This window comes from Corynebacterium rouxii (genome assembly GCF_902702935.1).
Classification (GTDB): domain Bacteria; phylum Actinomycetota; class Actinomycetes; order Mycobacteriales; family Mycobacteriaceae; genus Corynebacterium; species Corynebacterium rouxii.
In genome coordinates, this window is record NZ_LR738855.1 from 947,238 (window position 1) to 972,697 (window position 25,460).

A 25,460-nucleotide genomic window follows, 5' to 3' on the forward strand; every position below is an offset into this window, starting at 1 on the left:
GAGAGGAAAATGCACAACACTACAACGCAAAAACCAGCGGGATCGCGGGCTCACCTCGCCGGCGCATTTGATATTAGGAACGTCATCGGAGCATTGATTGGCCTCTATGGTGTGATTTTGGTGGTCTGCAGCTTTGCACTCGATCCAGGTATTAATCCTGATACAGGTGTGGCTAAGAATGCTCAGGACAATTTGTGGGCGGGCCTTGCCATGGTCATTGTTGGCGTGGTGTTTTTTGCTTGGGCAAAACTTCGCCCGATCGTTATTGAAGAATCCGTAGGTGAAAAATAATGAACGTGACTACTTCCACGCTTGCCGACGGTCGCGAGATCATCTACTTCGATGACCACGAGCTGCGCGAGGGAGAACGAGTTCTTCACGATTCTAGGGACCTTCCCCATACACAGCCGCTCTCGGAGATCCGACACGATCCACTCACCGACACGTGGGTCGCCTACGCCGCTCACCGCATGAACCGCACGTTCATGCCACCGGCAAATGAAAATCCCTTGGCACCAACCACACCTGGCCACCTCCCCACGGAGATCCCGTCGCCTACCTATGACGTTGTCGTGTTTGAAAACCGTTTCCCATCGTTTTCTATGAACATTGCTGTAGGAGAGGATTGGGAAGACTACGTCGACGGCATTGATCTCTATCCGCGTCGTCCTGCGCTTGCACGCTGCGAGGTTGTCTGCTTTACCCCAGATGTAGATAAGTCCTTCAAGGATCTGCCGGTGTCACGCATCCGCACGGTGATCAACGCGTGGGCGCACAGAACCGCAGCTCTTTCCCAGTTACCTGGTGTGCAGCAAGTGTTCCCCTTTGAAAACAGGGGAGAAGAAATCGGCGTAACTCTCCAGCACCCGCATGGTCAGATCTACTCCTACCCGTTCCTTTCGCCACGGCTGCAAGCGATTGTTGATAACGCGCAACGCTACGCCGAAACACACGATGGCGACGATCTTTTCGGCGCAATCATCCGTGAGGAATCTGCGGCTCAAACACGCGTAATTGAACGCACAGAGCACTTCATCGCCTTCGTCCCGGCAGCCGCAAAGTGGCCGGTAGAAGCAATGGTCATGCCGCTTCGTGCAGTAGCTGACTTCACTGAACTCGCTGACGTTGAACGCGATGATTTAGCGGCACTGCTCAAGCGCCTCTACACGGCAGTGGATAGGTTCTTCGAAGGGGTAGCAAAGACTCCATACATTGCTGGCTGGAACCAAGCGCCAGTTGACCCCGAAATACGACGATTCGGTCGTCTTCATTTGCAACTGTTCTCTCTCATGCGATCGCCTAACCGCATGAAGTTCCTCGCTGGTTCCGAATCAAGCCAAGGGGTCTGGATCAACGACACCACCCCAGAACGCATTGCACAACGATTCAAGGAGGTATGGCCACATGCCACGCTGGATTAACACCCGAAGCCCCGAACAATTAGACATCGATGCCCGAGCACTGTTTACCAAAGTCTTCGGTAACGACCCGGAAGGCGTATGGGCAGCACCAGGGCGCGTGAACGTCATTGGCGACCACGTTGATTACGCCGGCGGAATATCAATCCCATTTGCACTGCAACAAAACACGGCAGTGGCAGTACGCAGGCGTAACGACGCCCTCCTCAACCTCGTATCTCTCATCCCCGGCGCACAAGAACCTGCACGATTTAGTATCGCGTTGGATCAAGTCGGCCCTCTAAATCCCACCACCTGGGCAGGATACGTTGTAGGAACCATCTGGGCGGGCGTGCAATCAGGCGTAATCCCACAGTGCGATGGCCTCGATATCGCCATCGTATCCGATGTTCCCGTAGGATCCGGGCTATCTTCCTCAGCCGCACTGGAATGCTCCATAGGAGTAGCGGCATACGAACTCGCGGTCGGACGCACACCAGACGCAGCTGCTCGCGCCGGGCTGGTCGAAGCAGCAATTCGTGCGGAAAATGAGGTCGTGGGGGCGTCGACAGGCGGGCTTGACCAACGGGCGTCGATTTTTGGCGAAGAAGACAAAGCTCTTGTTATTGACTTCCACACCGACCAATTCCGGCTCGTACCTTTTGATCTAGAATCGCGTGACCTTGTTTTACTTATCGCGGATACGAATGCGCCACACACGCTTAACGACGGCCAATATGCTTCTCGACGCGGTGTGACAGATGAAGTCGCTCATGCTCTAGGAGGGGAAGCGGCCACCATTCGCAGCGTGAGCAGCGATGGTGACATTCTCGATCGCACCCGCGATTGGGCGACTGCCAACGGCAAAGATGTGGATGTCGTAGTAAGGCGGGTGAAGCACATCGTTGAGGAAACTGAGCGCACCGCAGAAGCTGCCACCGCGCTTGATGCGGGGAACTTTGACCGCTTCCGTGAGCTCATGAAGGACTCCCATATCTCACTACGGGACCAATATGAGGTGTCTACACCCGAGCTTGATTCAGCTTTCGATGCAGCTGGGCAATATGGTGCACGAATGACAGGTGGTGGCTTCGGCGGCTCGGTGATTACCTTCGTCGCAGCTAACCGAGTAGAAGAGGTTGCAACAGCAATTGCAGACGCTGCGCAACGCCAGGGCTACCCAGAACCCACATTTGTGGTGGCCTCGCCAGGCCAAGGCGCACGACGTCTGAGCTGATACATAGGGGAGAGCCCTTCGCAATCATGTGTGATTGCGAAGGGCTCCAACTAGTCCACAGGTTAGCTAAAAATCATGCATCCATCTTGAGTTTTATCGGTTCAAAATGGAGGAATTTTGAATCAAAAGATATATATTGTAACCTCTGCCTAGGTAAGGGTTACAATATGTGAAAGTGGATCATGGTGGAATTGGTTAGCGTATCGGAAGCTGCAAATCTTCTCAATGTTTCTGTGGATAGCATTCGAAGGTGGGAGAAAAAGGGTTTGATAAAAGGAGGAAGGGATAAGAATAATAACAGACGATTTAACCTTAAGGAGATTCAACGGCTGCAACGTAAGTTATCAGGAGAAGATTCCGAGAATCATTATCGGGTTCTCGTATCGGAACCAACAAAGTTAACTTCTGTGGATCTATTTGCGGGGGCTGGGGGTACAGCATTAGGACTTGCTAATGCTGGGTTTCAACATATTTTAGTTAACGAGTTTGACAAGCATGCCGCTGCAACACTTCGTTTAAATCGGCCAGAATGGAACGTGATTCATGGCGATATTCATGAACTTGATTTTACAAAGTTTAACGGGAAAGTAGATTTAGTCGAAGGGGGATTTCCATGTCAGGCATTTAGTTATGCTGGTCATAGACGGGGGTTTGCTGATACACGCGGAACGCTGTTTCATGAATTTGCTCGGTGTGTTCAAGAAATTAAACCTAAGGTTGCTATGGGTGAAAACGTCCGAGGACTATTGACTCATGATAATGGCCGAACTTTTAAGGTAATGGTTGAAACACTACAAAATATTGGGTATCGAGTTGCTTTTAGGCTCATGAAATCTCAATATTTTGATGTTCCGCAAAAGCGGGAGAGACTGATTCTTATTGCTGTTCGAGACGATCTTAATTTAAATATTCTTTTTCCCCAAGAAAAAGATTACACAATTTCGTTGCGGGACGCATTGGAAGGATGCCCAGTTAGTGACGGAGCTAAATACGCAGACTGGAAACGTGATGTTATGAAGCTAGTGCCTGAAGGGGGATATTGGCGTGATCTTCCAGATGAAATTCAAAGATCGTATATGAAAGCTAGTTATTTTCATACAGGAGGTAAAACGGGAATGGCGCGTCGATTAGCTTGGGATGAACCTTCATTGACTTTGACTTGTAATCCGGCTCAGAAACAGACTGAGCGTTGTCATCCCTCTGAGACTAGACCTTTAACAGTAAGGGAGTATGCACGTATCCAGACGTTTCCTGACAGTTGGGAGTTTCAGGGGGGCGTGACGAACCAATATAAACAAATCGGAAACGCTGTTCCTTGTAATCTTGCATACCATTTAGGTATTGGAATTAAAGCCATGCTTAACGGTAATATTCCTGAAGGTTATGAAATTGAAGAAGACTTAGGAAGAATGGCTTAATCATTAAGTAAAATTGTGAAAGAAATGTTGCTGTCCTGAGTTAAATTAGGAAAGCAACATTTCTTTAAGGGAGATTTATTTTGAAAGGGCGTGGAGGAAGTGCTAAATCGAAATAGTTAGATACAAAATTATTTGAATCTTCGATCTTATTTTCCCCTGGGAAAGCTTCAGATAGTAAGTCGGGGAGTAGGAGTAAAAGATCTTTTAAAGCATTTTCTTGACCTGTTACATAGTAATAGGCGGTGGTGCCGTCGATGCAACGAACGTGTTCTCTCAGATCACGTCCTGTCACTTTCCATGGCTGGTCATAGGCAACTCGCTTTTTCGGCACGATCTGGATGATATAGGATACGTGATCTTTTAAACCATGAAGGCGAGCCGCTTGATCCAGCTTATCCCAGGTGTTTTTTTCATCTGAAGCTTTAATCGTGTTGTAACGCATTTTTACTTCGGCGAGAATCTTTTTATTGCCAGCTTGTTTAATGGGATTGTCGCTCATGATGTCGAGAACTCCTCCGGACGTTCCAGTGGAGCGCCATCCTTTAGCGGAGCCTAGTACTTCTTGATGGAAGTCGCCGATTGCGTTTTGAAAAGTCTTGGTAAGGGCAACGCTTTTTTCAATTGTTCCTATTTCTTCTTTTGACATGTTTAGCAAATAGCCTCGAAGAATATTCAACGTAGGTTCTGTTTTTGCATCGGTGAGGGTTTCCCGTGATCTATTTAAAGATCGGGAAAAATTCTTCTTCGTGATCTCGAGTAGTCGATCATAATCTATCCAGTCGAGATTCTTTTGTCTATTAGTAAGTATATTTCCTCTCGAATTCGAATCGTTTATGTGAAATTTTACCAGGAGCATTATTATTTTTCTTAAAAATGCGAGTGTTTTAAATCACGAATTGAGTATAAATGTTAGGTTTAGTATAGGGGACTATGCGTTATCCTAAAATTTGTCTTAATTTTGTCTAGTTATAACAAATTGCGGTTTAGATTTCCCTTAACTTCCCTTATTGCTTCCGCAGTGTCATTGGGCTGAGTCAATTTAGAAGTGGGCGAAACGTCGCAAAGCGTGCATCTTTGTAAGGTGTAACACTAAATGTTCAATGATTAGGTAAAACGCGTGGATGTGGCGTAGCGTGGTGGGGCAATGAGCATTACCGATAACGCCACCAGCGGCGAGAACGAGCTGGATATTAAGATTTTGTCGGAATCTCAGGATAATTCGCAGGTAGACGAAGGCACCACCATCAATAATGATGTCGTTGCCGATGTAGACGACTCCAGGGTTGCGAACGCTTCTGAGGCCACCGACTCCGCTCAGCAAGAAGCGGACAGTGCAGAAAAAGATGGATTCGAGGCTCTAGGTCTCCCAGACGCAATCCTGAAGGCAGTCGCTAAGGTTGGCTTCGAAACGCCATCCCCAATTCAGGCGCAGACCATTCCGGTGCTGATGCAGGGTCATGACGTTATGGGCCTCGCGCAGACGGGTACAGGTAAGACGGCAGCATTCGCGTTGCCTATCTTGTCGCGTATCGACGTCAAGAAGCGCCACCCACAAGCGTTGATCCTCGCCCCAACTCGCGAACTTGCATTGCAGGTTGCAGACTCCTTCCAGTCCTTCGCAGATCATTTGGGCGACATCCACGTGCTGCCAATTTATGGCGGTCAGGCATACGGCATTCAGCTGTCCGGCCTGCGCCGTGGCGCACAGATCATCGTGGGTACTCCAGGCCGTGTGATCGACCACTTGGAGAAGGGCTCCCTTGATATTTCCAACCTCCGCTTCCTTGTTCTGGACGAGGCAGACGAGATGCTCAACATGGGCTTCCAAGAAGACGTTGAGCGCATTTTGGAGGACACCCCAGAGGACAAGCAGGTTGCGCTGTTCTCTGCCACCATGCCAAACGGCATTCGTCGTTTGTCTCGCGACTACATGAAGGATCCTCATGAGATCCAGGTGAAGTCGCAGACGCGCACCAACACGAACATCACTCAGCGTTACCTCAACGTTGCACACCGCAACAAGCTCGATGCCTTGACCCGTATTCTCGAGGTCACCGAGTTTGAGGCCATGATTATGTTCGTGCGCACCAAGCACGAGACTGAAGAGGTCGCTGAAAAGCTTCGCGCACGTGGATTCTCCGCTGCTGCTATCAACGGCGACATCGCTCAGGCTCAGCGTGAGCGCACCGTTGATCAGCTCAAGGACGGTCGTCTTGACATCCTCGTAGCTACCGACGTTGCTGCCCGTGGCTTGGACGTGGAACGTATCACCCACGTGTTCAACTACGACATTCCTAACGACACGGAATCCTACGTCCACCGCATTGGTCGTACCGGCCGTGCTGGTCGTTCCGGCGAAGCAATCTTGTTCGTTACCCCTCGTGAGCGCCGCATGCTACGTTCCATCGAGCGTGCCACCAACGCAAAGCTGATCGAAATGGATCTGCCAACCGTTGACGAGGTTAACGAGTCTCGGAAGGCCAAGTTTGCTGACTCGATCACCGAATCTCTTGAAGACGATCAGGTAGCAATCTTCCGTAACTTGATTAAGTCCTACGCCGAAGAGCACGATGTTCCGCTAGAAGACATCGCTGCAGCATTGGCTACTCAGGCACGCGCTGGCTCCGAATTCTTGATGAAGGAGCCGCCACCAGAGAAGCGTCGTGAGCGTCGTGACCGCGACGACCGTCGTGGTGGACGTGACCGCTTCGATCGTGATGATCGCCGTGGCGGACGCGACCGTGGCTCTCGTTTCGAGCGTAACGACGACATGCAGCTCTACCGCCTTGCGGTTGGTAAGCGCCAGCATGTTCGCCCTGGTGCCATCGTTGGAGCTTTGGCAAACGAAGGTGGCCTGTCCAACAAGGACTTCGGTCGCATCAACATCTTCGTTGATCACACCTTGGTTGAGCTGCCAAAGAACATGGACCCAAGCGTGATCGATCGTCTCAGCGACACTCGCATCTCCGGCCAGCTGATCCACATCGAAAAGGATAACGGCCGACCACCACGTCGCAACGACGATGGCGACCGCGGTGGATACCGCGGCGGCGACCGCTTCGATCGTGATGATCGTCGTGGCGGACGAGGCGGCCGTGGCGGACGAGGCGGACGTGACCGCAACGACCGTGGAGATCGCGGTGGCTACCGTGGTGGCCGCGGCGGATACCGCGACTAATAAGAAATTTGGAATAAGGGAGTACGGTTATTACCCGTGCTCCCTTTTTCATTCCAGCAGCCTCCGACTCGATAGGAGACAATCACCATGGAACGCAACATCTTTGCAGTAATTTCAGTGTTTATCGCCTTTTTGGCCCTTGGTGTGACAATGGTCTGGCTTCTGCGCCATGACCCCCTAGAGCAGGCGCTCAAAGGACAACAATCGCCAGTCACAGTCACAGTGAATGACGTCTATGACGGCGAATGGGTAAGCGTCAGCTCCATATGCCCCTTCGAAGATCGTAAAGCCGCTGCAGATCGCCTAGGAATGGAAAACCTCAACATTCCTGAAGAAGGCGCCAAAGACACCGACAACTTCATTGTCATGCATGCTGCCAACGGTGAATATGAAACACACAAATACAAGCGCAGCGCCATGGATTTGTGCACACACCCCTTTGACCACGTCGACGCACTGACTCTAACCTCCACACCAGCAGGGTGGGAAGTTCAGTAAAACGCTCTCGAAGAGAAAACCAAAAGCTGGGCTAGAGCCAGCGTGGCAGTCGCTTCAGCACTAGAAATACAAAATCCACACCGGCAGTAAAACATCGCCGGTGTGGATTTTTATGAGTGATTACAACTACTTAATAACAACCATCAGGATTGCTACGATCACCCAGATCAAGGAGAAGATGCCGCCAAACATTGACAGTTGGCTCTTAGCCTTCTTCCAATCGGCGATCTCAAATCCGCCCTCGGCCTGCTCGTCAGCCTCTAGGAGGCCCAAGTTGCCCATCATCTTCTTTTGCTTAGGCATAATGACAAAAATTAGCAGAGCCCATGCGATGACAGACAACGCCATCGAAGCGTGGTAAACACCGTTGCTCCAGTAGGAATCTCTGGTGAACATCACAGCAAAGCCCACCAGCGGCACTAGGAGGGAGAGCATGCCGTAGGTCTGCGTGATCTTGTACAACACTGCAGCAGCACCCTTGGCAGTCTCATCGCCGTTGTGTGCAGCGAAGGCACGGGTATGGAAAGTGGAAACAGCCACCGTAACGGGGCCGAGGAACAAAATAGCTGTAACGATATGCAGCAAAATTAGGACGGAGTTCATGGGAACCGCACGAGCCTTTCATACAATGGGTGAGATTAAAAACACATCTTAACACTGCCGCCGCATCACCTTCAGATCTGCAGAACTTAGAGGTAGATCGTATTTACGTGCCACATCGGCTAATCGGTTGACGTACCAGCATCGTTGCTTGTGTGCCGCGGGTAGCCACTCACTAGGAAGCTTGTCAGATTTTTGACGATTTTGTTGTTTGGAAGCGGCGACAAGATTCAACGGATCATTAGCAAACGATATTCGCCGTTCCTTATCCCAAGCGTAGGCACCCATGTCCCAAGCGGCGGAGAGCGGATACACATGGTCGAGCTCAATTGGTTCTTGATTGCCACGAGCGTTGACGGCAATCGGACGAAGCGAATACGGATCGTCGCCGTGTCCTTGCGTAAGCATGCAATCGACGCTGAGGTGGGCGTCGATAAGCGTGGCTGCTAGCACCTCGTCTCGTGTGGAGCATCCACTGCTTTGGATTCCCCAGCCCTCGCCAAATTGGGAGCGCTCATATCCGATAACTGTGACGCGATGCGAAACTTCTCGCAGGTCATGAAAGTGCCAGCCGTGGGGAATCGATATATACACGGCGAAACACGTAGCCGCGACTAGGAGGGTAAAGAAAATGCGCTTCATACATGTTTGGACGTATAAAGCGCACTCTCTGGTTCCCTATTAGAGTAACTTTTCTTGAACTTCGCTGACTTCTAGCTCAGGGTGAGCCTGTGAGACCTTTGTCAGTTCCGTCGCACGATCAAAAGCCGCGCGTACCGACGTCGATGGCGCTGGGGTGGCAAGAGATACAACAACCATGACAAACAAGCTCCCGAAGAATCCTGGGACAATCTCGTACAAACTATCGCCTAGCGGAGACATTCCCCATGCAAACGAGACCACAGCACCAGTGAGCATGCCTGAGATAGCGCCTGCGAAATTCAAACGCTTCCAGTACAAGGTGAGCAATACCAGCGGGCCAAACGCTGAACCGAAACCTGCCCACGCAAAGCCCACCAGATTCAAAATAGAATCTTGGGGGTCAATAGCCAATACGCCGGCCACAATAGCTACTGCCATGACGGCGGTACGAGAAAGATTGATCATCACAGTCTCGCTGGGAAGGTTCTTTTTAAAGGCCTTAAATAGGTCTTCAATCAACGAGGTGGAGGTGACTAGGAGCTGTGAAGCGATCGTCGACATAATCGCTGCTAAAACCGCGGTAAGAATCAAACCGCCGATAAGCGGGTGGAAAAGTACGCGACCCATGTCCAAGAAAATTGTCTCGTAAGCCTTTTTATCAACAACCTCAACATGAGGATTTTGTCCAAAGAATGCCGTACCAATAATCGCGGTAAACGTTGCACCCAAAATGGACAACAACATCCATGCGGTACCAATCCACCGAGCTTGGCCCGCATCCGATGGCTTACGCAAAGCCATAAAACGGACGATAATGTGTGGCTGGCCAAAATAGCCCAAACCCCAAGCAAGATTACCGATCACCGCAGCGACTGAGACACCAGAAATCATCGAGAAATAATGCGGATTACCTACGCCATCCATGTAGGGGCCGTAGTCATGCGATGTCGCCCACGTCCAAATCGAACTGGGATCATCCAGATACAACAACGCTGCTAGCGGAACGAGAACGAGCGACACAAACATGATGGAACCCTGAACGGCATCCGTATAGGACACAGCCAAAAAGCCACCGATAAACGTGTAAATCACCGTAATGCAAGCAACGATCAACATGCCGTCGAGATACGCACCGCCAAAAGTTGACTCGAAATAGCGGCCACCCGAAACCATGCCCGAGGACACATAGAAGGTGAAAAACACAATGATGATCAACGAGCTGACAATACGAAGAATCCGTGAAGAATCCTCGAGTCGATTCTCAAAAAATGACGGAAGCGTAATCGAATTCTGAGCAATCTCCGAGTAAGAGCGCAAGCGAGGTGCTACCCAGCGCCAGTTCGCCCACGCACCGATCAACAAGCCCACAGCAATCCACAGCTCAGACATGCCCGTGACAAACAACGCGCCGGGCAAACCCATGAGCAGCCAACCGGACATATCAGAAGCACCGGCAGATAGCGCGGCAACAAAGGGGTTGAGGTCGCGACCCGCCAGCACATAGTCGTCATACTGGTCAGTTTTGCGGTAGCTCCAATAACCGATAGCCAACATCACCGCCATATAAATAATGATGGCGACGATGAACCACGTATGTTCGGTCATCCTCTCTAGCCTCCTCACGTGGTGCCTGATCGAACGACGCACGGAGGTAGAAGTATAAGAACCGTGTGCTGGACGAACGCGACGAAAAACAATTGACGTGAAAACTTTACCCTGTAGTCGTGACACTCACGGAAAGACTGTCGGAGGAAGATAGAGAAGAAGCGGTGTATTTTAAAGCCGTTACTCCCCAAAAGTCTCCGAACTGGTAGAAATGATGAAATGAGCACGCACCTACTCCATGCATTGTGGCTGAAGAATTCTGGCCTGCATTTGTGGATTGAGCAGGTGGAAGGGCACAAAATTGTGTTATCTGATGCGGTGCCGGATAACACTTTTCCAGATAGCGTCGCAACGCTGATTCACGGCAAGAGATTTACACACCAAGTTAAAACTAAGCTGCTTACCCCCAAGGGGAGGGAGGTTACCCTCCAACTGCCCACCATAGCTTTTACTCCAGAGCAAGCCGTCAGAGTCCTTTCACAAATCGCAGCGATCACGCCCATGATGGCAAGCAGTGCCCAACGCGCAACCTTAGCACCGGATTTGATGTGGATGGTGCGCCTTTATCAAGGCCTAGAACAATTTGTTCGCGCTGGTCGGTTGACTATCAAACTGGGATATGCTGACCATCAATGGTGGCCCACATGGCAGCTATCTGCGGGACTTCAAGAACGCGGATGGATTGCACAAATGACGGCAGCCGCGCCGGGAGTGCTGATCGCTAATGCCGGATCGTCAGTGGCAGAGGATATCGCTGATGAGCTTCCGCATTGGATAGCTAACTCCTTATTGCAGGATTTGCTTGATAATCCGCGTTCGAGCGAATGGCATAGCTTCCCCGAAGCTCTTATGCGTAGCACTCCGTTACGGCGTGGTACGGCGCAACTTGTGTCAGCCCTTAATGAGTGGCGCGATTCCATGACATCAGTCAACGTTCAACTGGTTTTTATCGTGGAAGAACCCTCGAAAGATCGTGAAGATCGTATCGACCCAGCCGACATGCTCTGGCCCATTCGCGTCCGAGTCCGCTCCGGGGTGGATTCCCCGCAGCCGATCATGTTGTCGCATTACGACTCAGCCACAAGGGAACGCTTAAACGCACTGAGACGTGAAGCAATTCTTGTTGCCCCGATCTTGGAAAAACAGGGTACTGATTCCAACGTCACGCCCACTCAGCTATTTGAACTGCAACGTGAGGAAGGTGCAGGGGACTGGGATTGCTATGTCACAACAGATCAGCTTGTCGAATTTATCGGTGATGCCGCGGCACAGCTGAAATCTCGCGGGTTTAACGTTTTGCTGCCGCGTTCGTGGGACCAGCAAGAAACGAAAGCTCACTTGCGTCTCAGTGATCCCGCAGAAGCATCGACCCAGGCCACTATCGGTTTAGACAAGATCGTAGATTACGACTGGCACATGTCGGTCGGAGACATCGAGCTAACCGAAGCTGAAATGGTGGAACTTGTTCGTTCCAAGTCTGGTCTTATCCATTTGCGTGGTGAATGGGTTATGGCAGATACTGCAGCGATTCGACGTATCGGCGACTACATGAAGGACGTCGCTGCGCAATCGCGTAAACGTAAAAAGCAAGCCCTTGATACTGCGGTGATGGAAGCGGAACTAGCCAAAGCTAACGACGACCCGCGGTGGCCGATGCTGGAGGCGCGTGCAGAAAAACTTGCCGAGGAATTTAACAATGAATTCGCGGAATTCGGACAAGTAACGCTCGCAGAGTTACGTGAACTCGCGCTCAAAGCACAAGAAAATGAGCCGATTGCCTATACAGGCTCTCCATGGCACGCCAGCCTTGCAGGTGGGGCCATGGGGAAGGAATCACCGGCACCTCAACGCGTTTCGATCCCCGAAACTGTTCATGCTGATCTGCGTGAATATCAACGCAGGGGAGTAGATTGGCTCTACTGGATGGCACACAATCACTTGGGAGCTGTTCTCGCCGATGACATGGGTTTGGGCAAAACACTTCAGCTGCTTTCTTTAGAAGCAGTTGAGCGCAGTGAGCACCAGCGCGGTCCCACGCTCGTGGTCGCGCCTACTTCTGTCGTGGGAAACTGGGCACGGGAAGCGCGAAAATTTGTACCCACCATGCGGGTTGCCGTCCATCATGGTTCTACGCGTAAAACCGATGATGATTTTATTAAGTTAGCGCAGTCAAGCGATGTGATCGTGACCAGCTATGGCACTGCGGCCCGTGACTTTGAGTTGTTAGGCAAGATCACGTGGCGACGCGTGGTGCTTGATGAGGCCCAGCACATTAAAAACTCGGCAACTAAGGTCTCCAAAGCAGTACGCTCGCTGCCTTCAGAACACCGAGTTGCGTTGACCGGAACACCGGTAGAAAATCGCCTATCAGAGATGCGATCTATTCTAGATTTTTGCAACCCAGGGGTATTAGGCAGCGCTTCGTTCTTCCGTAATCATTTCGCACGTGCCATTGAACGTGAACATGACGAAGACATGACCGAGCGCTTGCGAGCATTAACTGCACCCTTTATTTTGAGGCGCCTGAAAACCGATTCTGCGATCGTGAATGATCTTCCGGAAAAGACTGAAACTGTTTTGACGGTAGATATGACCTCGGAGCAAGCTGCTTTGTACAAAGCATACGTAGATAGCGTGAAAAACCAGCTTGATCAGGCTGAGGGTATGAATAAGCGTGGTCTGGTGTTGTCTGCCCTAACCAAGATCAAGCAGATTTGCAATCACCCAGCGCACTTCCTTGGCGATGGCTCGGCCATGACGATTAAAGGCAAACACCGGTCTGGCAAAGTTGCTGAGTTGATGAACGTGATCAATGACGCCGTTGATTCCGATCAAAAACTTCTGATCTTTACGCAGTACCGTGCCTTTGGTGATCTTCTCGTTCCGTATCTCAGTGACTATTTTGGCGCCACGATTCCATTCCTTCATGGCGGAGTGAGTAAAACCGGACGCGATCGAATGGTAGAAGAATTCCAAACACCAGATGGGCCACCCGCAATGATTCTGTCGCTGAAAGCCGGAGGTACGGGTCTTAACCTCACCAATGCCTCTATTGTGGTGCATATGGATCGCTGGTGGAACCCTGCTGTAGAAAACCAAGCTACGGACCGAGCGTTTCGTATTGGCCAGCGTAAGGATGTCACGGTGTACAAGATGATTACCGCTGGCACTCTTGAAGAATCCATTCAAGATATTTTGGATGGTAAGACTCAATTGGCTTCAGCCGTAGTTGGGGAAGGCGAAGGCTGGCTTACCGAGCTGTCTGCGGAAGAACTCGCTATGCTCATGAGTTATCGAGGACGGGAATAGATGGCACAGCAGGAACCACCCCAGGGCAAGAGACGTCGACACGCGCGAGTCGACAACGTTATTTATGCCAATTTTGGTGCAAAAACGACGGTTCGCACTGAACCTGAGACACCTGAGATCGTCGAGTCCCGCAATTTTTCCCCAGTAGCTCTGCGAATCCGCGACTTGGCTAGGCAGGAAGTAGACGCTGGCCGGTTAAAGCGTGGGCGTGATTATGCACGTTCCGGCCATGTGCTCAACGTAAAATTTGGAAACTCGCTGATTACTGCCGACGTTGCCGGATCCCAAAACCTCCCATTCCAAGTCAGCATCGCATTTCCATATTTAAGTACCGACGGCTTAAGCCAGATCACTCAGTACATTGCTACTTCGCCTGATGGCCTCAACGCTGCACGTCATGGCCGACTATCAGAAGAGATTTTGGATTTGTTGCTTGGTACCCAAGTGACCTTTCGTTGTGATTGCCCAGATCATGTCGTGTGCTGTAAACATGCAGTCGCTGTTGCGACGGTGGCCTCAGAAAAAGTTGAAGCGGATCCATTGTTGGCCTTTCGTCTTCGTGGGCTCGATTTAGCTCAGCTTGAGCAAGCCGTAACCATGCAAGCACGTGCTGCAAGTACGCAAGACCTTAAAGAACGATTCTGGCAAGGCCGCGATTTACCATCTTTGCCGGAGCCTAAAATCGCCCCAGCTTTAGACGATTCTGATGCATCGTTGCTGCATAAAGCTATGAGACTGGTGTCTTACACCAACATTGATGAGCTTCGCGCAGTCAGCGACATCGAAGACATGTACTACCATCTTACCCACGAAAAGGGGTAAGCGTGTCACGGGAGAATGATAGAACAATTTCATGACAGTTAGGTTCCTTCACACCTCCGATCTCCAGATCGGCATGATTCGGCAATTCCTCGACTCAGACGCACAATCGCGTTTCGACGCCCACCGTATCGCCGCCATTACGCGACTGGGGGAGATTGCGGCCCAACACAATTGTGAATTCATTGTGATGGCAGGAGACATCTTCGAACATAACTCTCTGAAACCCGCCACATTTGGTCGTGCTATGGAAGCCTTAAAGAAGGTGCCTGTTCCGGTATATCTTTTGCCTGGCAACCATGATCCCCTCACTGCGGATTCACAACTTGCGCGAACCGAAGTGCTCGAACATGTTCATGTCATTTCGCATTCGGATCCTATAGTTATTCGCTCAGGAGTGGAATTGGTGGGGGCGCCGCTGACGGCAAAAACAGCAACGCGTGATCTCGTTCGGCTAGCTCTGGAGCCACTTTCGCCTTCGGGAACCACAACTCGTATCGCTGTAGGACATGGGCAAACGCTTTCTCGTGATAATGAGATGAAACCGGATGTTATTGATCTCGCTTTCGTTGAGCAATGTATTAATGAAGGGGTTATCGATTACTTGGCCCTTGGGGACACTCACTCGACAGAAAGTTTGGGGTCCACAGGAAAGGTTTGGTACTCCGGTGCTCCAGAAACAACAGATTTTATTGAGTTTCCTAGTGGTGGCGGGGAAATTGACTCAGGAAATGTGCTGGTGGTTGCCATTGAAAATCATCAAGTATCTGTAGAAAAAGTGCCAGTTGGAAAGTGGAACTTTGAGGCTGTCACGTGGGACATTAACTCTTTCGAAGACGCACAAGCTTTTATTTCACACTTGTCTGCGTATTCCGATAAGGAAGATACCGTGGTGAAATACGCGCTACGTGGCACTGTTTCTATGCAGACGATGCAATACCTCGAAACAGAGTGTGAAAAATTACGACCTATCTTTGCGGCACTCTATGAGCGGCGACGACTCATGGATTTATACCTAGAACCTCGCGAAGACGAGCTTGACCAATTGGGGCTTAGTGGTTTTGCTCAACAAACGCTGCACGAGCTCGTCGATAGTGACGATCCGGTTGCCCATGATGCCCTCAAACTACTGTTTCGACTAGCAAAGGAAGATTAGTGCGTATCCGTTCCCTTGAGATCGAGCACATGCGTGCCATCTCACATTTGGTATTAAAAGACCTACCTTCCAACGGCGTCATCGTTATCAGTGGCGAAAATGAGCGCGGTAAATCAACGATCATGGAAGCAATCAAGTTGGTGTTGGGTGAAAATCATGACACCAACAAGCAAAGTGTCAAAGCTATCCAACCCAAAGGCCACGACGTTGGAACCCGCATTTGTTTGGAAGCAGACTTAGGCCCAGTGCGATTCCGCATGAACAAGGTGTTTAACAAAAAGAAAAGTTCCGAACTGACGATTTTTGAACCACAACCCGCAAATTACACGGGAAAAGAAGCAGACTCGCAACTATCTGGGCTTCTTGATGTCCACCTTGATCACGACCTTTTTTCCGCGCTGTTCGTGGAGCAAGGCGACATCACCTCCATGTTGAGTGCCGCAGGTATTTCCTCTGTTACCCAAGCGCTCGGTGGTACCGCTGACCAGACAGGTGGTGAAGACAACTCTTTGATCTTGGCTGTGGAAAAAGAAAAAGATCGCTACTTCACCAAATCGGGTGCCACTAAAAAAAGTGGCGAATTAGGCATAGCTGAAACAGCTGTTGCTGAAGCGGAACAAGCTGTACTTGTGGCCACTGAGCAGAAAGAAATCCTAGATCGACGTGTCGAATCAGTAGCAGGTTTTCAACGTGACCGTGATCGTGCCCAACAAGATCTTCCAAACGCACATGAAACACTGACTACTCGGCAACAAGAACTCAAGGCCGCAGAATTGGCCGCCCAACAGCTTGAAAATGCCAGAGCTCAATTAAAAATTGCCCAAGATCAAGAACGGATTCTTCAAGCTGATATTGACGCCCGTGAGGAATTGCGTAAAGAACAAAGTCGATTAAGCGAAGTTCTTCAAATACGAATCCAAGAGGAATCGGATCTGAAAGACAAGGCCGAGTCATTGAGCGAGGAACGCGAAAAACTGCGTACTCAGCATGAAAAGGCACGCTCCGATGCTGAAAAAATGCGGCAACGGTTCGAAAGACTTAAAGAATCGCTGCGGCTTGACACATTGCGTACTTCTTACAAAGAACTAGTCGCTATCTCAGGGCAACTAGAAGAGCTTCGCACTGTTCCCGAAGTGACTAGTGCTCAATTAAGCGCGGCGGAAGAAGCCAATGATCGAGCCAAGGCTGCCGCATATGTGATTGAAGCTCAAGCCGCTACTATGCGTATAAACGCAGCTCAACCCGTAACTATTCAGGTCGGTGGTGAAGAGGTATCACTAAGTGAAGCAGACTGGACTACACGGATTACTTCGGAACTTACAGCTGTAATCGGTGATGTTTCCCTCACCATTGAACCAGGTGAACAAGGAGAACAACTCGAACAAAAACGAGCAGAAACTCAAGAGACTCTCCGTGCAGCTCTAGGCGATGCGAAAGATATCGCAATGCTTCGTCTTCAGCGCGAAGCGTGGGTTGATGCAGAAAAAGATCTTCAACGCCTTAATAAACGCAAAAACGAGATAGCGACACTCTTTGGCGACAAGGCCGATCTCGAGCGTGAAATCGCTGATGCGGAGCTGCAAGTAGCTGAGCTTGACATTCAAGAAACAGATGATCTCCAGCAGCTCATCGATGATGCAGAAAAAGAGTATCTCCAATATCAACAAGATGCAGATGCGTATCAGAAAGAATTGGGGGCTTGGGATTCCAACGACATTCAGGTGCGCTATGCAACGGTGAAAGCGCGTGTGGAAGCCGAACGTGAAAATCTTGATCGCTGTGATCACAAGATCAAGGAACAAGAAGAGCAACGGCCACTTGAAGCTTTACACTCTGAGCTTCAGTCCGTATCAGCTGAGCTTAAAAGGCAGCACGAACATCTTGCGGAGCTTAGAGAAACTGACAATCTTCAAGTAGCTAAAGACCTTTACGCTGGCGCCGCTGCGAGAGTTGAGTCGCTAGAAAACACAATTCGAGATTGCGAAGCGAATCTCAAAGCACTCCAAACACAGATCGATTACGCCGCAGGAGCGGCTGAGCAACTCGACGTTGCGTTAGCCCAACGAGATGTAGCATCACGAACTCTCGAGGCAGTGCAACAACGGGCACAGGCAGCGATGTTGTTGTACACGACTCTCATTCGGCACCGCGATATAGCGCGACAGAAATATGCTGCTCCGTTTACACAGCGTCTCACTGAGTTTGCTGCACCAGTTTTTGGTAAAGGCGTAGCTTTCGAGCTCGACCCAGACCTTAGTGTGGTTAAACGTACTATGAAGGAGCAAACCGTTGGGGTAGATGAGCTGTCGGGAGGTGCTCAAGAACAGCTATCTATCGTGCAACGATTTGCAGTTGCAGATCTTGCTGCACAAGGTGGAGAAACAGTTCCAGTATTTATTGATGATGCTTTAGGCTCCACTGATTCCAGCCGATTGGAGATGATGGCTACCTTATTTTCGCGTCAAGGCCAAAACCAACAAGTGTTCGTACTCACTTGTATGCCGCAACGCTACGACTATGTAGCTGGAAAGCATGAGCTGCGTATCTCTGACCTTATGGAATAAAAAGAAGGCCGGTGGCCTACGCTGCATGAAACTGAGGAGGCCACCGACCTAGAACCCTAGATATCGGAAGGAATGTATTAAGACTGCTTGATTGCAGATCCTTCGATCTCAATCTTGATCTCATCGGAAACCAGCATGCCGCCGGTCTTCAAAGGTGCATTGAAATCGATACCAAAATCGCGGCGGTTGATCTTGGTCTTGGCCTCGAAGCCTAAGCGAACGTTGCCGAATGGATCTTCTGCAATGCCCTCGATGTCAACGTCAAGTACTACAGACTTGGTAACACCCTTGATGGTGAGATCACCGGTGACCTTTGCAGAATCCTCATCCTTGATTACTACATCGGTAGCAGTGAAAGTAAGCTCTGGGAAAGCCTCGGTGGAGAAGAAATCATCGCCACGAATGTGTGCGTCACGATCAGTGTTGCCGGTGGTGATCGATGCAGACTTGATAGTTGCAGAAGCCTGTAGATCTTCATCGTTGATGGTGAAGGAAGACTCGAACTCGCCGAAGCTGCCGCGAACCTTGGTGACCATTGCGTGACGAGCAATAAAACCGATAACGGTGTGGGCTGGGTCAAGAACGTAGGTTCCGTTGAGGTTATGCATGGGGGATCTCCTAAATAAAGTTGGTAATAGATTACGAATATCTAAATGGATCAGAATCAGGGAGATAGGTAAAACATAAATGACTATGTTGTCATGTCATCCTCGCCCTGACGTAGACTACTATACACGATACGAGTGACATGTCAACAAAACTGTTAAAAATTTTGTATCCTATGGCTAATCCGCAGGCAGGGGCCATTATGTTTATTTTCCATTTACGGAATTTCGGTCTAATCTGAACCACATGACAACCCCACGATGGCTAACGCAAGACGAACAATCTTTATGGCGACTTTTCTTGGCAATGGAGCGCAAAGTAACACGAGGGATCGATGAAGAACTTCAGTCCAGCCAAGGGCTGACGACTCCCGAGTTTTCTGTCCTAGTTAGTCTTTCGGAACGCCCTGGGCATGAGATTCGCCTTCGAGACCTGTGTGAGTCTCTCCAGTGGGATAGGAGCAGAACGTCACATCAAATTACCCGTATGCAACGCCGTGGGCTGGTGACTAAAACCAAATGCTCTGATGATGCGCGAGGCGTCTTTGTAGAGTTAACTCCGGAGGGAGAGAAGCGGCTACGTGATGCAGCTCCTGGTCATGTGGAAATAGTTCGCAAACTCATTTTTGATGTCATGACCGAAGAAGAGGCGAAAGTTTTAGGCGGATACTTCCAAAAGGTGATTGATGTTGAATATGAGACATCTACGGGTAATCCATTAGACGATTAAATCAGGGTGTTATTCAGGGACTTCCCCGATGTAAATGAGCTCTATCATTTGGATAATTAACGATGTAAGCGCAAACAGCTAGAACCGTATGAAAGGGCTCAAATAATGAATTCCTCTAACAGCCTCAACCGTCCGCTCGCCCGCAGCAATAGCCAGCAATGGGTAGGAGGGGTGCTGTCGGGAATCGGCGAGACTTACAACATTAATATTGCGCTTCTTCGCGTTTTGTTTGTTTGCTCCATCCTCCTACCGGGGCCACAAGTCATCCTTTATGTGATTGCTTGGCTGATTATGCCGCGTCGCTAGGAGGGGTAGTAAAGGCGTACACGAATTACCGTGTACGCCTTTAGTATCTGCGTTATATGTCCAAAATCGTTCGGGTGGAGATGCGCGCAGAATAGAAGGCAAAAGGTGGAACGTAGTTAATACTACGTTCCACCTTTTGCTGGAAATGTGTCCCCGACAAGATTCGAACTTGCGACCTTTGGTACCGGAAACCAATGCTCTATCCACTGAGCTACGGAGACAGGCTGTATTAAGCAGCGGGGTTTATTTTAACCTATTTGAAAGAAAAAAGCGACGCGGCTCAAAGCCAAGCAAGGAAAGACTTTGGGCCGCGTGGTTTATTTCAGCCTAAAACGGAATTTAGCTGACGACTACGCAGATGAGGGTACGTGGACCGTGCACACCTTCAACACGATTGAGCTCGATGTCGGAGGTTGCGGAAGGACCGGAAATCATCGTGTTAGGACGGGTGTGGTCTAGGCGGGAAACCATCTCTGGAACGCCGTAGACAACGTTGTCCATGCGGACGATGCACACGTGGCAGTCTGGTACAAGAGTCAGGGCACGGCGGCCACAGACCTCATTAGAAACCAAGCAGATGGTGCCGGTCTGTGCAGACGACACGTGAGAGTCAGTTACGACTGCATCGACATCGTTAAGTGTACGAGGATCAACGTCTGCGGAGTCTGGGGTAGCAGTGCCGTTGAAGCTCTCGAACAGTGCGGTGTCGAGGCCTGGTGCGAAGCGAATGTCCTTAGCGTCGCGATCGTTGAGGATCTTAGCCACGGTGTCGTTCAGCTCAGCGTCGGTGCACTCGACAACTTGCGCCTTGTAATCCAAGAGACGGTCAACGAGGAGCTCTTTGAGCTCTTCGCGTGGCATATCAGTGTTCGTGATGTATTCGCGGACAACTGGGTATGCGCCTTCAGGAGCCTTGGCTAGCTTGTTAGCATTACGGATACGCTCGAGGATCTCGGTTTTGGCATCCATCTCAGTTCTCCTTCTTCTGGTTAACTTCTGGATTATTTGGGTGGATGCCGTCGCGGCGAGCGTCGGCAAGCAGCTGTTGTGCTTCCTCAGTTTCGAACCACTGGCGGAAGGACTTCTTTGGTGGGACTGCGGTGTCGCGAACGTCTGTCCAGCCAGCCAAGAAGCTTGGCAGGTGGGTGATCTTGCCGTTTGCACCGCCCATGATGCGACCCATGAATACCATGCGGGTGATCATGTTCCACATGGTTGAGTTGCCCCATGCGAGCTGCATAGCGCCCATCATGGCTTTCTCAATCTTTGGAGCGTCGGTCTGAATCTTCTTGTGACGCAGCTCGAGAAGGATGTCAGTAAATGGAATCTTCACTGGGCAAACTTCGTTACAGCGGCCACATAAAGACGATGCGTATGGAAGATAAGCGTTTGGATCGTGCTTATCCTTGATACCAGTCATCTGTGGGGACAAGATGGCGCCGATAGGACCTGGGTAGGTCGAACCGTAAGCGTGGCCACCAGCGCGTTCGTAGACTGGGCATACGTTGAGGCATGCAGAGCAACGAATACACTTGAGTGCTTCGCGGCCGATCTCGTCGGAGAGCACTGCGGTACGGCCGTTATCAACCAACACGATGTGGAAGTTCTTCGGGCCGTCGCCTTCAGTAACGCCGGACCATGTAGAAACGTATGGTGCTTGGCGCTCACCGGTGGAGGAACGTGGCAGCAACTGCAAGAAGACCTCGAGGTCTTGGAACGTTGGGATGATCTTCTCGATACCCATGACCGAGATCAGGGTCTCAGGAAGAGTCAAGCACATACGGCCGTTGCCTTCAGACTCCATGATGGTTACGGTGCCGGTTTCGGCGATACCAAAGTTGGCGCCGGAGATAGCAACCTTTGCCTTCATGAATTGCTCGCGTAGGAAGGAGCGGGATGCTTCTGCCAACTCTGCAGGCTCAGAAGAAAGGGAGTCGTCGGTGTTGGGCATTTCGCGGATGAAGATGTCGCGGATCTCAGCGCGGTTGCGGTGAATTGCCGGAACCAGAATGTGAGATGGCTTGTCTTTGCCTAGCTGAACGATAAGCTCAGCCAAGTCGGTTTCACGGGCGGAAATGCCAGCTTCCCGAAGGCGGTTGTTCAGATCGATTTCCATGGTTGCCATGGACTTGATCTTTACGACGTTCTTCTCGCCGGTTTCTTCTACCAGCTTGGTGACGATGTCGCCGGCTTCCTTTGCGTCACGAGCCCAGTGGACATGGCCACCGCGGGCGGTAACGGCCTCCTCGAACTGTACGAGCAACTCGTCGAGGCGCTGTCCAACATCGCGCTTGATACCAGAACCTGCTTCACGAACTGCTTCCCAGTCAGGCATTTCAGCAGTGACGTTAAGGCGCTTGGTACGAATGGTGGTCGTTGCCTTGGTGAGGTTACGACGCTGGGTTGCATTGTACAGCTCATGGTGAGCGGCGTGGACGAAGTTCTCGTCACCGCGCAGCTGGCTGCGCTCCGATGCGCGTGGCGGCATCGCTGGGGTTCCAAGTGAAATACTCACAGCATGACCTCTCGGGAGTAAGCGGCAGTGGTTGGGGTCCAAGGGTGCTCCTTGGTGGAGGCAAGAATCTCGGCCATATGGATGGCCCGGATACCTACATGCTTGCGGGACAGATTGCCTGCAATGTTCATCAGGCAGGAGGAGTCGCCACCGGTGATGTACTCGGCGCCGGTCAGCTCAATGTTGCGGGTCTTATCAGACACCATGGCGGCAGAAGTTTCTGCGTTCTTCAGGGAGAAGGTTCCGCCGAAGCCGCAGCACTCTTCTTTGTTTGGAAGCTCGATAAGCTCCATGCCGGCAACGTTTTGCAGCAGTCGGTATGGGCGGTCACCTAGGCCAATGAAACGAAGGCCGTGGCAGGAAGGGTGGTAGGTGACCTTGTGTGGGAAGAAAGCTCCGACATCTTCAACGCCTGCAACATCGATCAAGAATTCTGACAGATCGAGGGACTTCTTTGCGGCGATGTGTGCGCCATCTTTCAATGCAGCGTTGCCGTAGCGGTCTGCGATGTGCTCGTGTTGCTCGCGAACAGCGCCGACGCAGGAACCGGAAGGTGCCACAACATAGTCGATGGAATCGTCGGCAAATGCGTCCACGTAGTTCTTAATGAGCGGAATGGCTTCTTTTTGGTAGCCGGTGTTGACGTGCATCTGGCCGCAGCATGTCTGTCCCTTAGGGAATACGACTTCGTAGCCGAGGCGTGAAAGCACAAGTGCGGTTGCTTTGGATGCATCGGGGAACATTGCATCGCCGATACAAGTGGAAAAGAGCGCAACTCTCACGGTACTTGCTCCTTGCTTTGTGGATATGTGGCTTTGGTTCTTTTACTTCCACAGAATCGGAAGCGTGACATGCCACTGGACATAACCAATCTTACTGATGAAACCAGAAAAACAAAGTGTGTAAGCGTGCCCTAACCTGCGGTTATTAACGAAACTTTTTTGTTTTCTAATTCCGATTTTCCGAACGGAAATGGGCATAGGGTGCGGATATGTAACAATCGACCTCTGATGGCACCCGAGGGGGTGGGTGCTCAATGCTTAAATGGGTGCCTAAATTGTGGTGATAAATACAAGGCGGAGGGGCGATTTTTCAACTATATTAACCACCCAAACTCTGTGGTTGAAGTCATAATTATCCCTAAATATGACTTATGAGCTAAAAAAGCGCACAATAATGAGTGAACTTTTTGTCCCCCCGATGATGGGAGTTAAGCCTCGTGTTTACACCAGTCATAGATGCCGTAGGCGGTAGCCTCGGTCTCTCGGCGCTATGCGCGATCCTGCCGTTGATCGGCTTCTTCATATTCTTGATGGTCCTCAAGATGAAAGCCCACTGGGCTGCACTTTCAAGTGTGGGCGTGGCACTTCTCGTTGGTATTTTCCTCTTCAAGATGCCTGCCAATCTCGCATTTCTTTCCTTTACCGAAGGCGTGGCCTTCGGTTTATTCCCAATCGTGTACATCATCTGGATGGCTGTTTGGGTTTACGATCTCACCGTTAAGTCGGGCCGTTTTGAAGATCTTCGCACGATTTTCTCCAAGATTGGCCGCGGCGATATGCGCGTTCAGGCCATGCTCATCGGCTTCGCGTTCGGTGGTCTTTTGGAGGCGCTTGCTGGATTTGGTGCTCCAATTGCGATCGTCGCGGCGATGTTGCTTGCTATTGGCCTGAAGCCAATGAAGGCAGTTCTTGTTACTTTTGTTGCTAACTGTGCGCCTGTGGCATTCGGTGCCATGGGTATTCCTGTTACTACCGGTGGTCTGCTTACGCAGATTCCAGGTGAGCAGGTAGCTGCTATGGCCGGACGACAGGTTTCCCTCATTGCCTTGATCGTCCCGTTCATTTTGGCGCTGATCATGGACGGCACTCGTGGTGTTCGCCAGACATGGCCCATGGCACTACTGTTGGGTATCACCTTCGGTGGCGGCCAGTTCTTGGCTTCTAACTATTTCTCCTATGTACTTACCGATGTGGTCGCATGCCTGCTTTCCCTCATTTGTGGCGTTGCGTTCCTTCGTGTTTGGAAGCCAAAGACTCCAGAAGATCAAGCCTCCGAGATTGATGCATCAACCATTCACCTTTCTGGCGATCGAGCATTCCTTGCCTTGTTCCCATACTTGCTTGTGGTTGTTGTTTTCTCGATCACCAGCCTATGGAAGATCGGCGTTAATATCCCAGCTGCTCTGAAATCTACCGATATCAAGGTTCAGTGGCCTGGACTTCACGGTCACTTGGTTAACCAAGCTGGTGAGCCAATTCCTAACACCATCTTTAATTTCAACTGGCTGTCTACCCCTGGCACGATTCTCTTCTTCTGTGGCTTGATCACCGTACTGGTCTACTCTCTGGCTGCAAAGAACAGCAATGGTGAGTATCCGATGTCCTTTAAAGCAGGATTTAGTCAACTCGCCGAAGGTGCATACAAGATGCGCTACTCGGCACTGACTATTGCTGCCGTGATGGGACTTGCATACGTCATGAACCTGTCAGGTCAGACCGCTTCCATCGGTGCATTCTTGGCTGCAACGGGCACTATCTTCCCACTGCTGTCGCCACTGCTGGGCTGGATCGGTACGTGGGTTACTGGTTCTGCAACCTCTGCTAACGCACTGTTTGCACAAATGCAGTCCACTACCGCAACCCAGGTGGGTGTAAGCCCAACCCTGTTGGTCGGTGCTAATACTGCTGGTGCAACCTTGGGTAAGATGATGAGTCCACAGACCCTGACCATTGCCGCCAACGCTGTCAACATGGAAAATGGCGAACGCAAGATCATGGCGCAGGCTTGGAAGTACTCCCTCGGACTTCTGGTCTACATCTGCATCATTGCGTACCTTCAGTCAACCCCAATTCTCGGATGGATGGTTGTGGGCTAAACT

General features: G+C 50.7%; 21 protein-coding genes and 1 tRNA gene. 13 read left to right on the forward strand and 9 right to left on the reverse strand.

From position 1 onward, the window contains the following. Window positions 1–9 precede the first annotated feature (9 nt). From CIP100161_RS04870 to dcm, 4 genes are all read left to right on the forward strand, one after another. The gene (locus CIP100161_RS04870) at window positions 10–291 is read left to right on the forward strand and encodes a hypothetical protein (protein ID WP_155872361.1); all 282 of its coding nucleotides are present in this window, start codon (window positions 10–12) and stop codon (window positions 289–291) included. Next, entirely contained in the window at window positions 291–1,421 is a 1,131-nt protein-coding gene (gene galT / locus CIP100161_RS04875; RefSeq protein WP_155872363.1) for a galactose-1-phosphate uridylyltransferase, read from the forward strand. Before CIP100161_RS04870 ends, galT begins: the two co-directional genes overlap by 1 nt. Then, window positions 1,405–2,634, forward strand: a complete 1,230-nt coding sequence (gene galK / locus CIP100161_RS04880) for a galactokinase (RefSeq protein WP_155872365.1) — start codon at window positions 1,405–1,407, stop codon at window positions 2,632–2,634. Before galT ends, galK begins: the two co-directional genes overlap by 17 nt. A 182-nt stretch (window positions 2,635–2,816) precedes the next feature. Further along, window positions 2,817–4,052 carry a DNA (cytosine-5-)-methyltransferase gene (gene dcm, locus CIP100161_RS04885; protein WP_155872367.1) on the forward strand — a complete coding sequence of 412 codons (1,236 nt, stop codon included), beginning with the start codon at window positions 2,817–2,819 and terminating at the stop codon, window positions 4,050–4,052. Window positions 4,053–4,116: 64 nt separating this feature from the next. On the opposite strand, the gene CIP100161_RS04890 is transcribed toward dcm, so the two are convergent. Next, window positions 4,117–4,908, reverse strand: coding sequence for an Eco47II family restriction endonuclease (locus CIP100161_RS04890; RefSeq protein WP_155872369.1), 792 nt, complete (start codon window positions 4,906–4,908; stop codon window positions 4,117–4,119). A 288-nt stretch (window positions 4,909–5,196) separates the two neighbouring features. On the opposite strand from CIP100161_RS04890, the gene CIP100161_RS04895 reads away from it, so the two are divergent. Both CIP100161_RS04895 and CIP100161_RS04900 read left to right on the forward strand, forming a co-directional pair. Beyond that, window positions 5,197–7,230, forward strand: coding sequence for a DEAD/DEAH box helicase (locus CIP100161_RS04895; protein WP_155872371.1), 2,034 nt, complete (start codon window positions 5,197–5,199; stop codon window positions 7,228–7,230). Between the two features lie 87 nt (window positions 7,231–7,317). Then, on the forward strand, window positions 7,318–7,728 hold the full coding sequence (locus tag CIP100161_RS04900) for a hypothetical protein (protein ID WP_155872373.1): 411 nt from the start codon (window positions 7,318–7,320) through the stop codon (window positions 7,726–7,728). Between the two features lie 126 nt (window positions 7,729–7,854). Here the strand turns inward: CIP100161_RS04900 and CIP100161_RS04905 are convergent, their stop codons facing one another. The 3 genes from CIP100161_RS04905 to putP are packed head-to-tail and all read right to left on the reverse strand — an operon-like array spanning window position 7,855 to window position 10,575. Continuing rightward, on the reverse strand, window positions 7,855–8,331 hold the full coding sequence (locus tag CIP100161_RS04905) for a DUF2269 family protein (protein WP_155872375.1): 477 nt from the start codon (window positions 8,329–8,331) through the stop codon (window positions 7,855–7,857). Between the two features lie 48 nt (window positions 8,332–8,379). Then, on the reverse strand, window positions 8,380–8,970 hold the full coding sequence (locus CIP100161_RS04910; RefSeq protein WP_155872377.1) for an HNH endonuclease family protein: 591 nt from the start codon (window positions 8,968–8,970) through the stop codon (window positions 8,380–8,382). A 39-nt stretch (window positions 8,971–9,009) separates the two neighbouring features. Next, a complete protein-coding gene (gene putP, locus CIP100161_RS04915; protein ID WP_155872379.1) occupies window positions 9,010–10,575 on the reverse strand; it encodes a sodium/proline symporter PutP in 1,566 nt (521 codons plus the stop codon). A gap of 219 nt (window positions 10,576–10,794) precedes the next feature. Here putP and CIP100161_RS04920 point away from each other — a divergent pair, with 219 nt between their 5' ends. The 4 genes from CIP100161_RS04920 to CIP100161_RS04935 are packed head-to-tail and all read left to right on the forward strand — an operon-like array spanning window position 10,795 to window position 18,423. Further along, window positions 10,795–13,884, forward strand: a complete 3,090-nt coding sequence (locus CIP100161_RS04920; RefSeq protein ID WP_155872381.1) for a DEAD/DEAH box helicase — start codon at window positions 10,795–10,797, stop codon at window positions 13,882–13,884. Then, window positions 13,885–14,706 carry an SWIM zinc finger family protein gene (locus tag CIP100161_RS04925; RefSeq protein WP_155872383.1) on the forward strand — a complete coding sequence of 274 codons (822 nt, stop codon included), beginning with the start codon at window positions 13,885–13,887 and terminating at the stop codon, window positions 14,704–14,706. A 31-nt stretch (window positions 14,707–14,737) separates the two neighbouring features. Beyond that, window positions 14,738–15,859 (forward strand): metallophosphoesterase family protein, encoded by a 1,122-nt coding sequence (locus CIP100161_RS04930; RefSeq protein WP_155872385.1) that lies wholly within the window; start codon window positions 14,738–14,740, stop codon window positions 15,857–15,859. Then, window positions 15,859–18,423 (forward strand): AAA family ATPase, encoded by a 2,565-nt coding sequence (locus tag CIP100161_RS04935; protein ID WP_155872387.1) that lies wholly within the window; start codon window positions 15,859–15,861, stop codon window positions 18,421–18,423. Before CIP100161_RS04930 ends, CIP100161_RS04935 begins: the two co-directional genes overlap by 1 nt. 77 nt (window positions 18,424–18,500) lie before the next feature. Here the strand turns inward: CIP100161_RS04935 and CIP100161_RS04940 are convergent, their stop codons facing one another. Next, on the reverse strand, window positions 18,501–19,031 hold the full coding sequence (locus CIP100161_RS04940; protein ID WP_155872389.1) for a YceI family protein: 531 nt from the start codon (window positions 19,029–19,031) through the stop codon (window positions 18,501–18,503). 244 nt (window positions 19,032–19,275) lie between these two features. Here CIP100161_RS04940 and CIP100161_RS04945 point away from each other — a divergent pair, with 244 nt between their 5' ends. Further along, window positions 19,276–19,758, forward strand: coding sequence for a MarR family winged helix-turn-helix transcriptional regulator (locus CIP100161_RS04945; protein WP_155872391.1), 483 nt, complete (start codon window positions 19,276–19,278; stop codon window positions 19,756–19,758). 105 nt (window positions 19,759–19,863) lie between these two features. Continuing rightward, the gene (locus tag CIP100161_RS04950) at window positions 19,864–20,064 is read left to right on the forward strand and encodes a PspC domain-containing protein (protein ID WP_088774723.1); all 201 of its coding nucleotides are present in this window, start codon (window positions 19,864–19,866) and stop codon (window positions 20,062–20,064) included. Window positions 20,065–20,212: 148 nt separating this feature from the next. On the opposite strand, the gene CIP100161_RS04955 is transcribed toward CIP100161_RS04950, so the two are convergent. The 4 genes from CIP100161_RS04955 to CIP100161_RS04970 all read right to left on the reverse strand — a co-directional run bounded on the left by CIP100161_RS04955 (window position 20,213) and on the right by CIP100161_RS04970 (window position 23,361). Beyond that, window positions 20,213–20,285: transfer RNA gene (locus CIP100161_RS04955), tRNA-Arg, on the reverse strand. 118 nt (window positions 20,286–20,403) lie between these two features. Next, entirely contained in the window at window positions 20,404–21,033 is a 630-nt protein-coding gene (locus tag CIP100161_RS04960; RefSeq protein ID WP_155872393.1) for a LutC/YkgG family protein, read from the reverse strand. Window position 21,034: 1 nt separating this feature from the next. Further along, the gene (locus CIP100161_RS04965) at window positions 21,035–22,579 is read right to left on the reverse strand and encodes a LutB/LldF family L-lactate oxidation iron-sulfur protein (RefSeq protein ID WP_014310310.1); all 1,545 of its coding nucleotides are present in this window, start codon (window positions 22,577–22,579) and stop codon (window positions 21,035–21,037) included. Further along, complete coding sequence (locus CIP100161_RS04970) at window positions 22,576–23,361, reverse strand: (Fe-S)-binding protein (protein WP_155872394.1); 786 nt, start codon at window positions 23,359–23,361, stop codon at window positions 22,576–22,578. Before CIP100161_RS04970 ends, CIP100161_RS04965 begins: the two co-directional genes overlap by 4 nt. Window positions 23,362–23,798: 437 nt before the next feature. Between CIP100161_RS04970 and CIP100161_RS04975 the strand changes: the two genes are divergently transcribed. Beyond that, window positions 23,799–25,457 carry an L-lactate permease gene (locus tag CIP100161_RS04975; protein WP_155872396.1) on the forward strand — a complete coding sequence of 553 codons (1,659 nt, stop codon included), beginning with the start codon at window positions 23,799–23,801 and terminating at the stop codon, window positions 25,455–25,457. The last annotated feature ends 3 nt before the right edge of the window (window positions 25,458–25,460 follow it).

Coding starts and splice junctions, on each gene's coding strand:
- CIP100161_RS04870 (WP_155872361.1), top strand. CDS start 10: ATGCACAACACTACAACGCAAAAACCAGCGGGATCGCGGGCTCACCTC.
- galT (WP_155872363.1), top strand. CDS start 291: ATGAACGTGACTACTTCCACGCTTGCCGACGGTCGCGAGATCATCTAC.
- galK (WP_155872365.1), top strand. CDS start 1,405: ATGCCACGCTGGATTAACACCCGAAGCCCCGAACAATTAGACATCGAT.
- dcm (WP_155872367.1), top strand. CDS start 2,817: ATGGTGGAATTGGTTAGCGTATCGGAAGCTGCAAATCTTCTCAATGTT.
- CIP100161_RS04890 (WP_155872369.1), bottom strand. CDS start 4,908: ATGCTCCTGGTAAAATTTCACATAAACGATTCGAATTCGAGAGGAAAT.
- CIP100161_RS04895 (WP_155872371.1), top strand. CDS start 5,197: ATGAGCATTACCGATAACGCCACCAGCGGCGAGAACGAGCTGGATATT.
- CIP100161_RS04900 (WP_155872373.1), top strand. CDS start 7,318: ATGGAACGCAACATCTTTGCAGTAATTTCAGTGTTTATCGCCTTTTTG.
- CIP100161_RS04905 (WP_155872375.1), bottom strand. CDS start 8,331: ATGAACTCCGTCCTAATTTTGCTGCATATCGTTACAGCTATTTTGTTC.
- CIP100161_RS04910 (WP_155872377.1), bottom strand. CDS start 8,970: ATGAAGCGCATTTTCTTTACCCTCCTAGTCGCGGCTACGTGTTTCGCC.
- putP (WP_155872379.1), bottom strand. CDS start 10,575: ATGACCGAACATACGTGGTTCATCGTCGCCATCATTATTTATATGGCG.
- CIP100161_RS04920 (WP_155872381.1), top strand. CDS start 10,795: ATGAGCACGCACCTACTCCATGCATTGTGGCTGAAGAATTCTGGCCTG.
- CIP100161_RS04925 (WP_155872383.1), top strand. CDS start 13,885: ATGGCACAGCAGGAACCACCCCAGGGCAAGAGACGTCGACACGCGCGA.
- CIP100161_RS04930 (WP_155872385.1), top strand. CDS start 14,738: ATGACAGTTAGGTTCCTTCACACCTCCGATCTCCAGATCGGCATGATT.
- CIP100161_RS04940 (WP_155872389.1), bottom strand. CDS start 19,031: ATGCATAACCTCAACGGAACCTACGTTCTTGACCCAGCCCACACCGTT.
- CIP100161_RS04945 (WP_155872391.1), top strand. CDS start 19,276: ATGACAACCCCACGATGGCTAACGCAAGACGAACAATCTTTATGGCGA.
- CIP100161_RS04950 (WP_088774723.1), top strand. CDS start 19,864: ATGAATTCCTCTAACAGCCTCAACCGTCCGCTCGCCCGCAGCAATAGC.
- CIP100161_RS04960 (WP_155872393.1), bottom strand. CDS start 21,033: ATGGATGCCAAAACCGAGATCCTCGAGCGTATCCGTAATGCTAACAAG.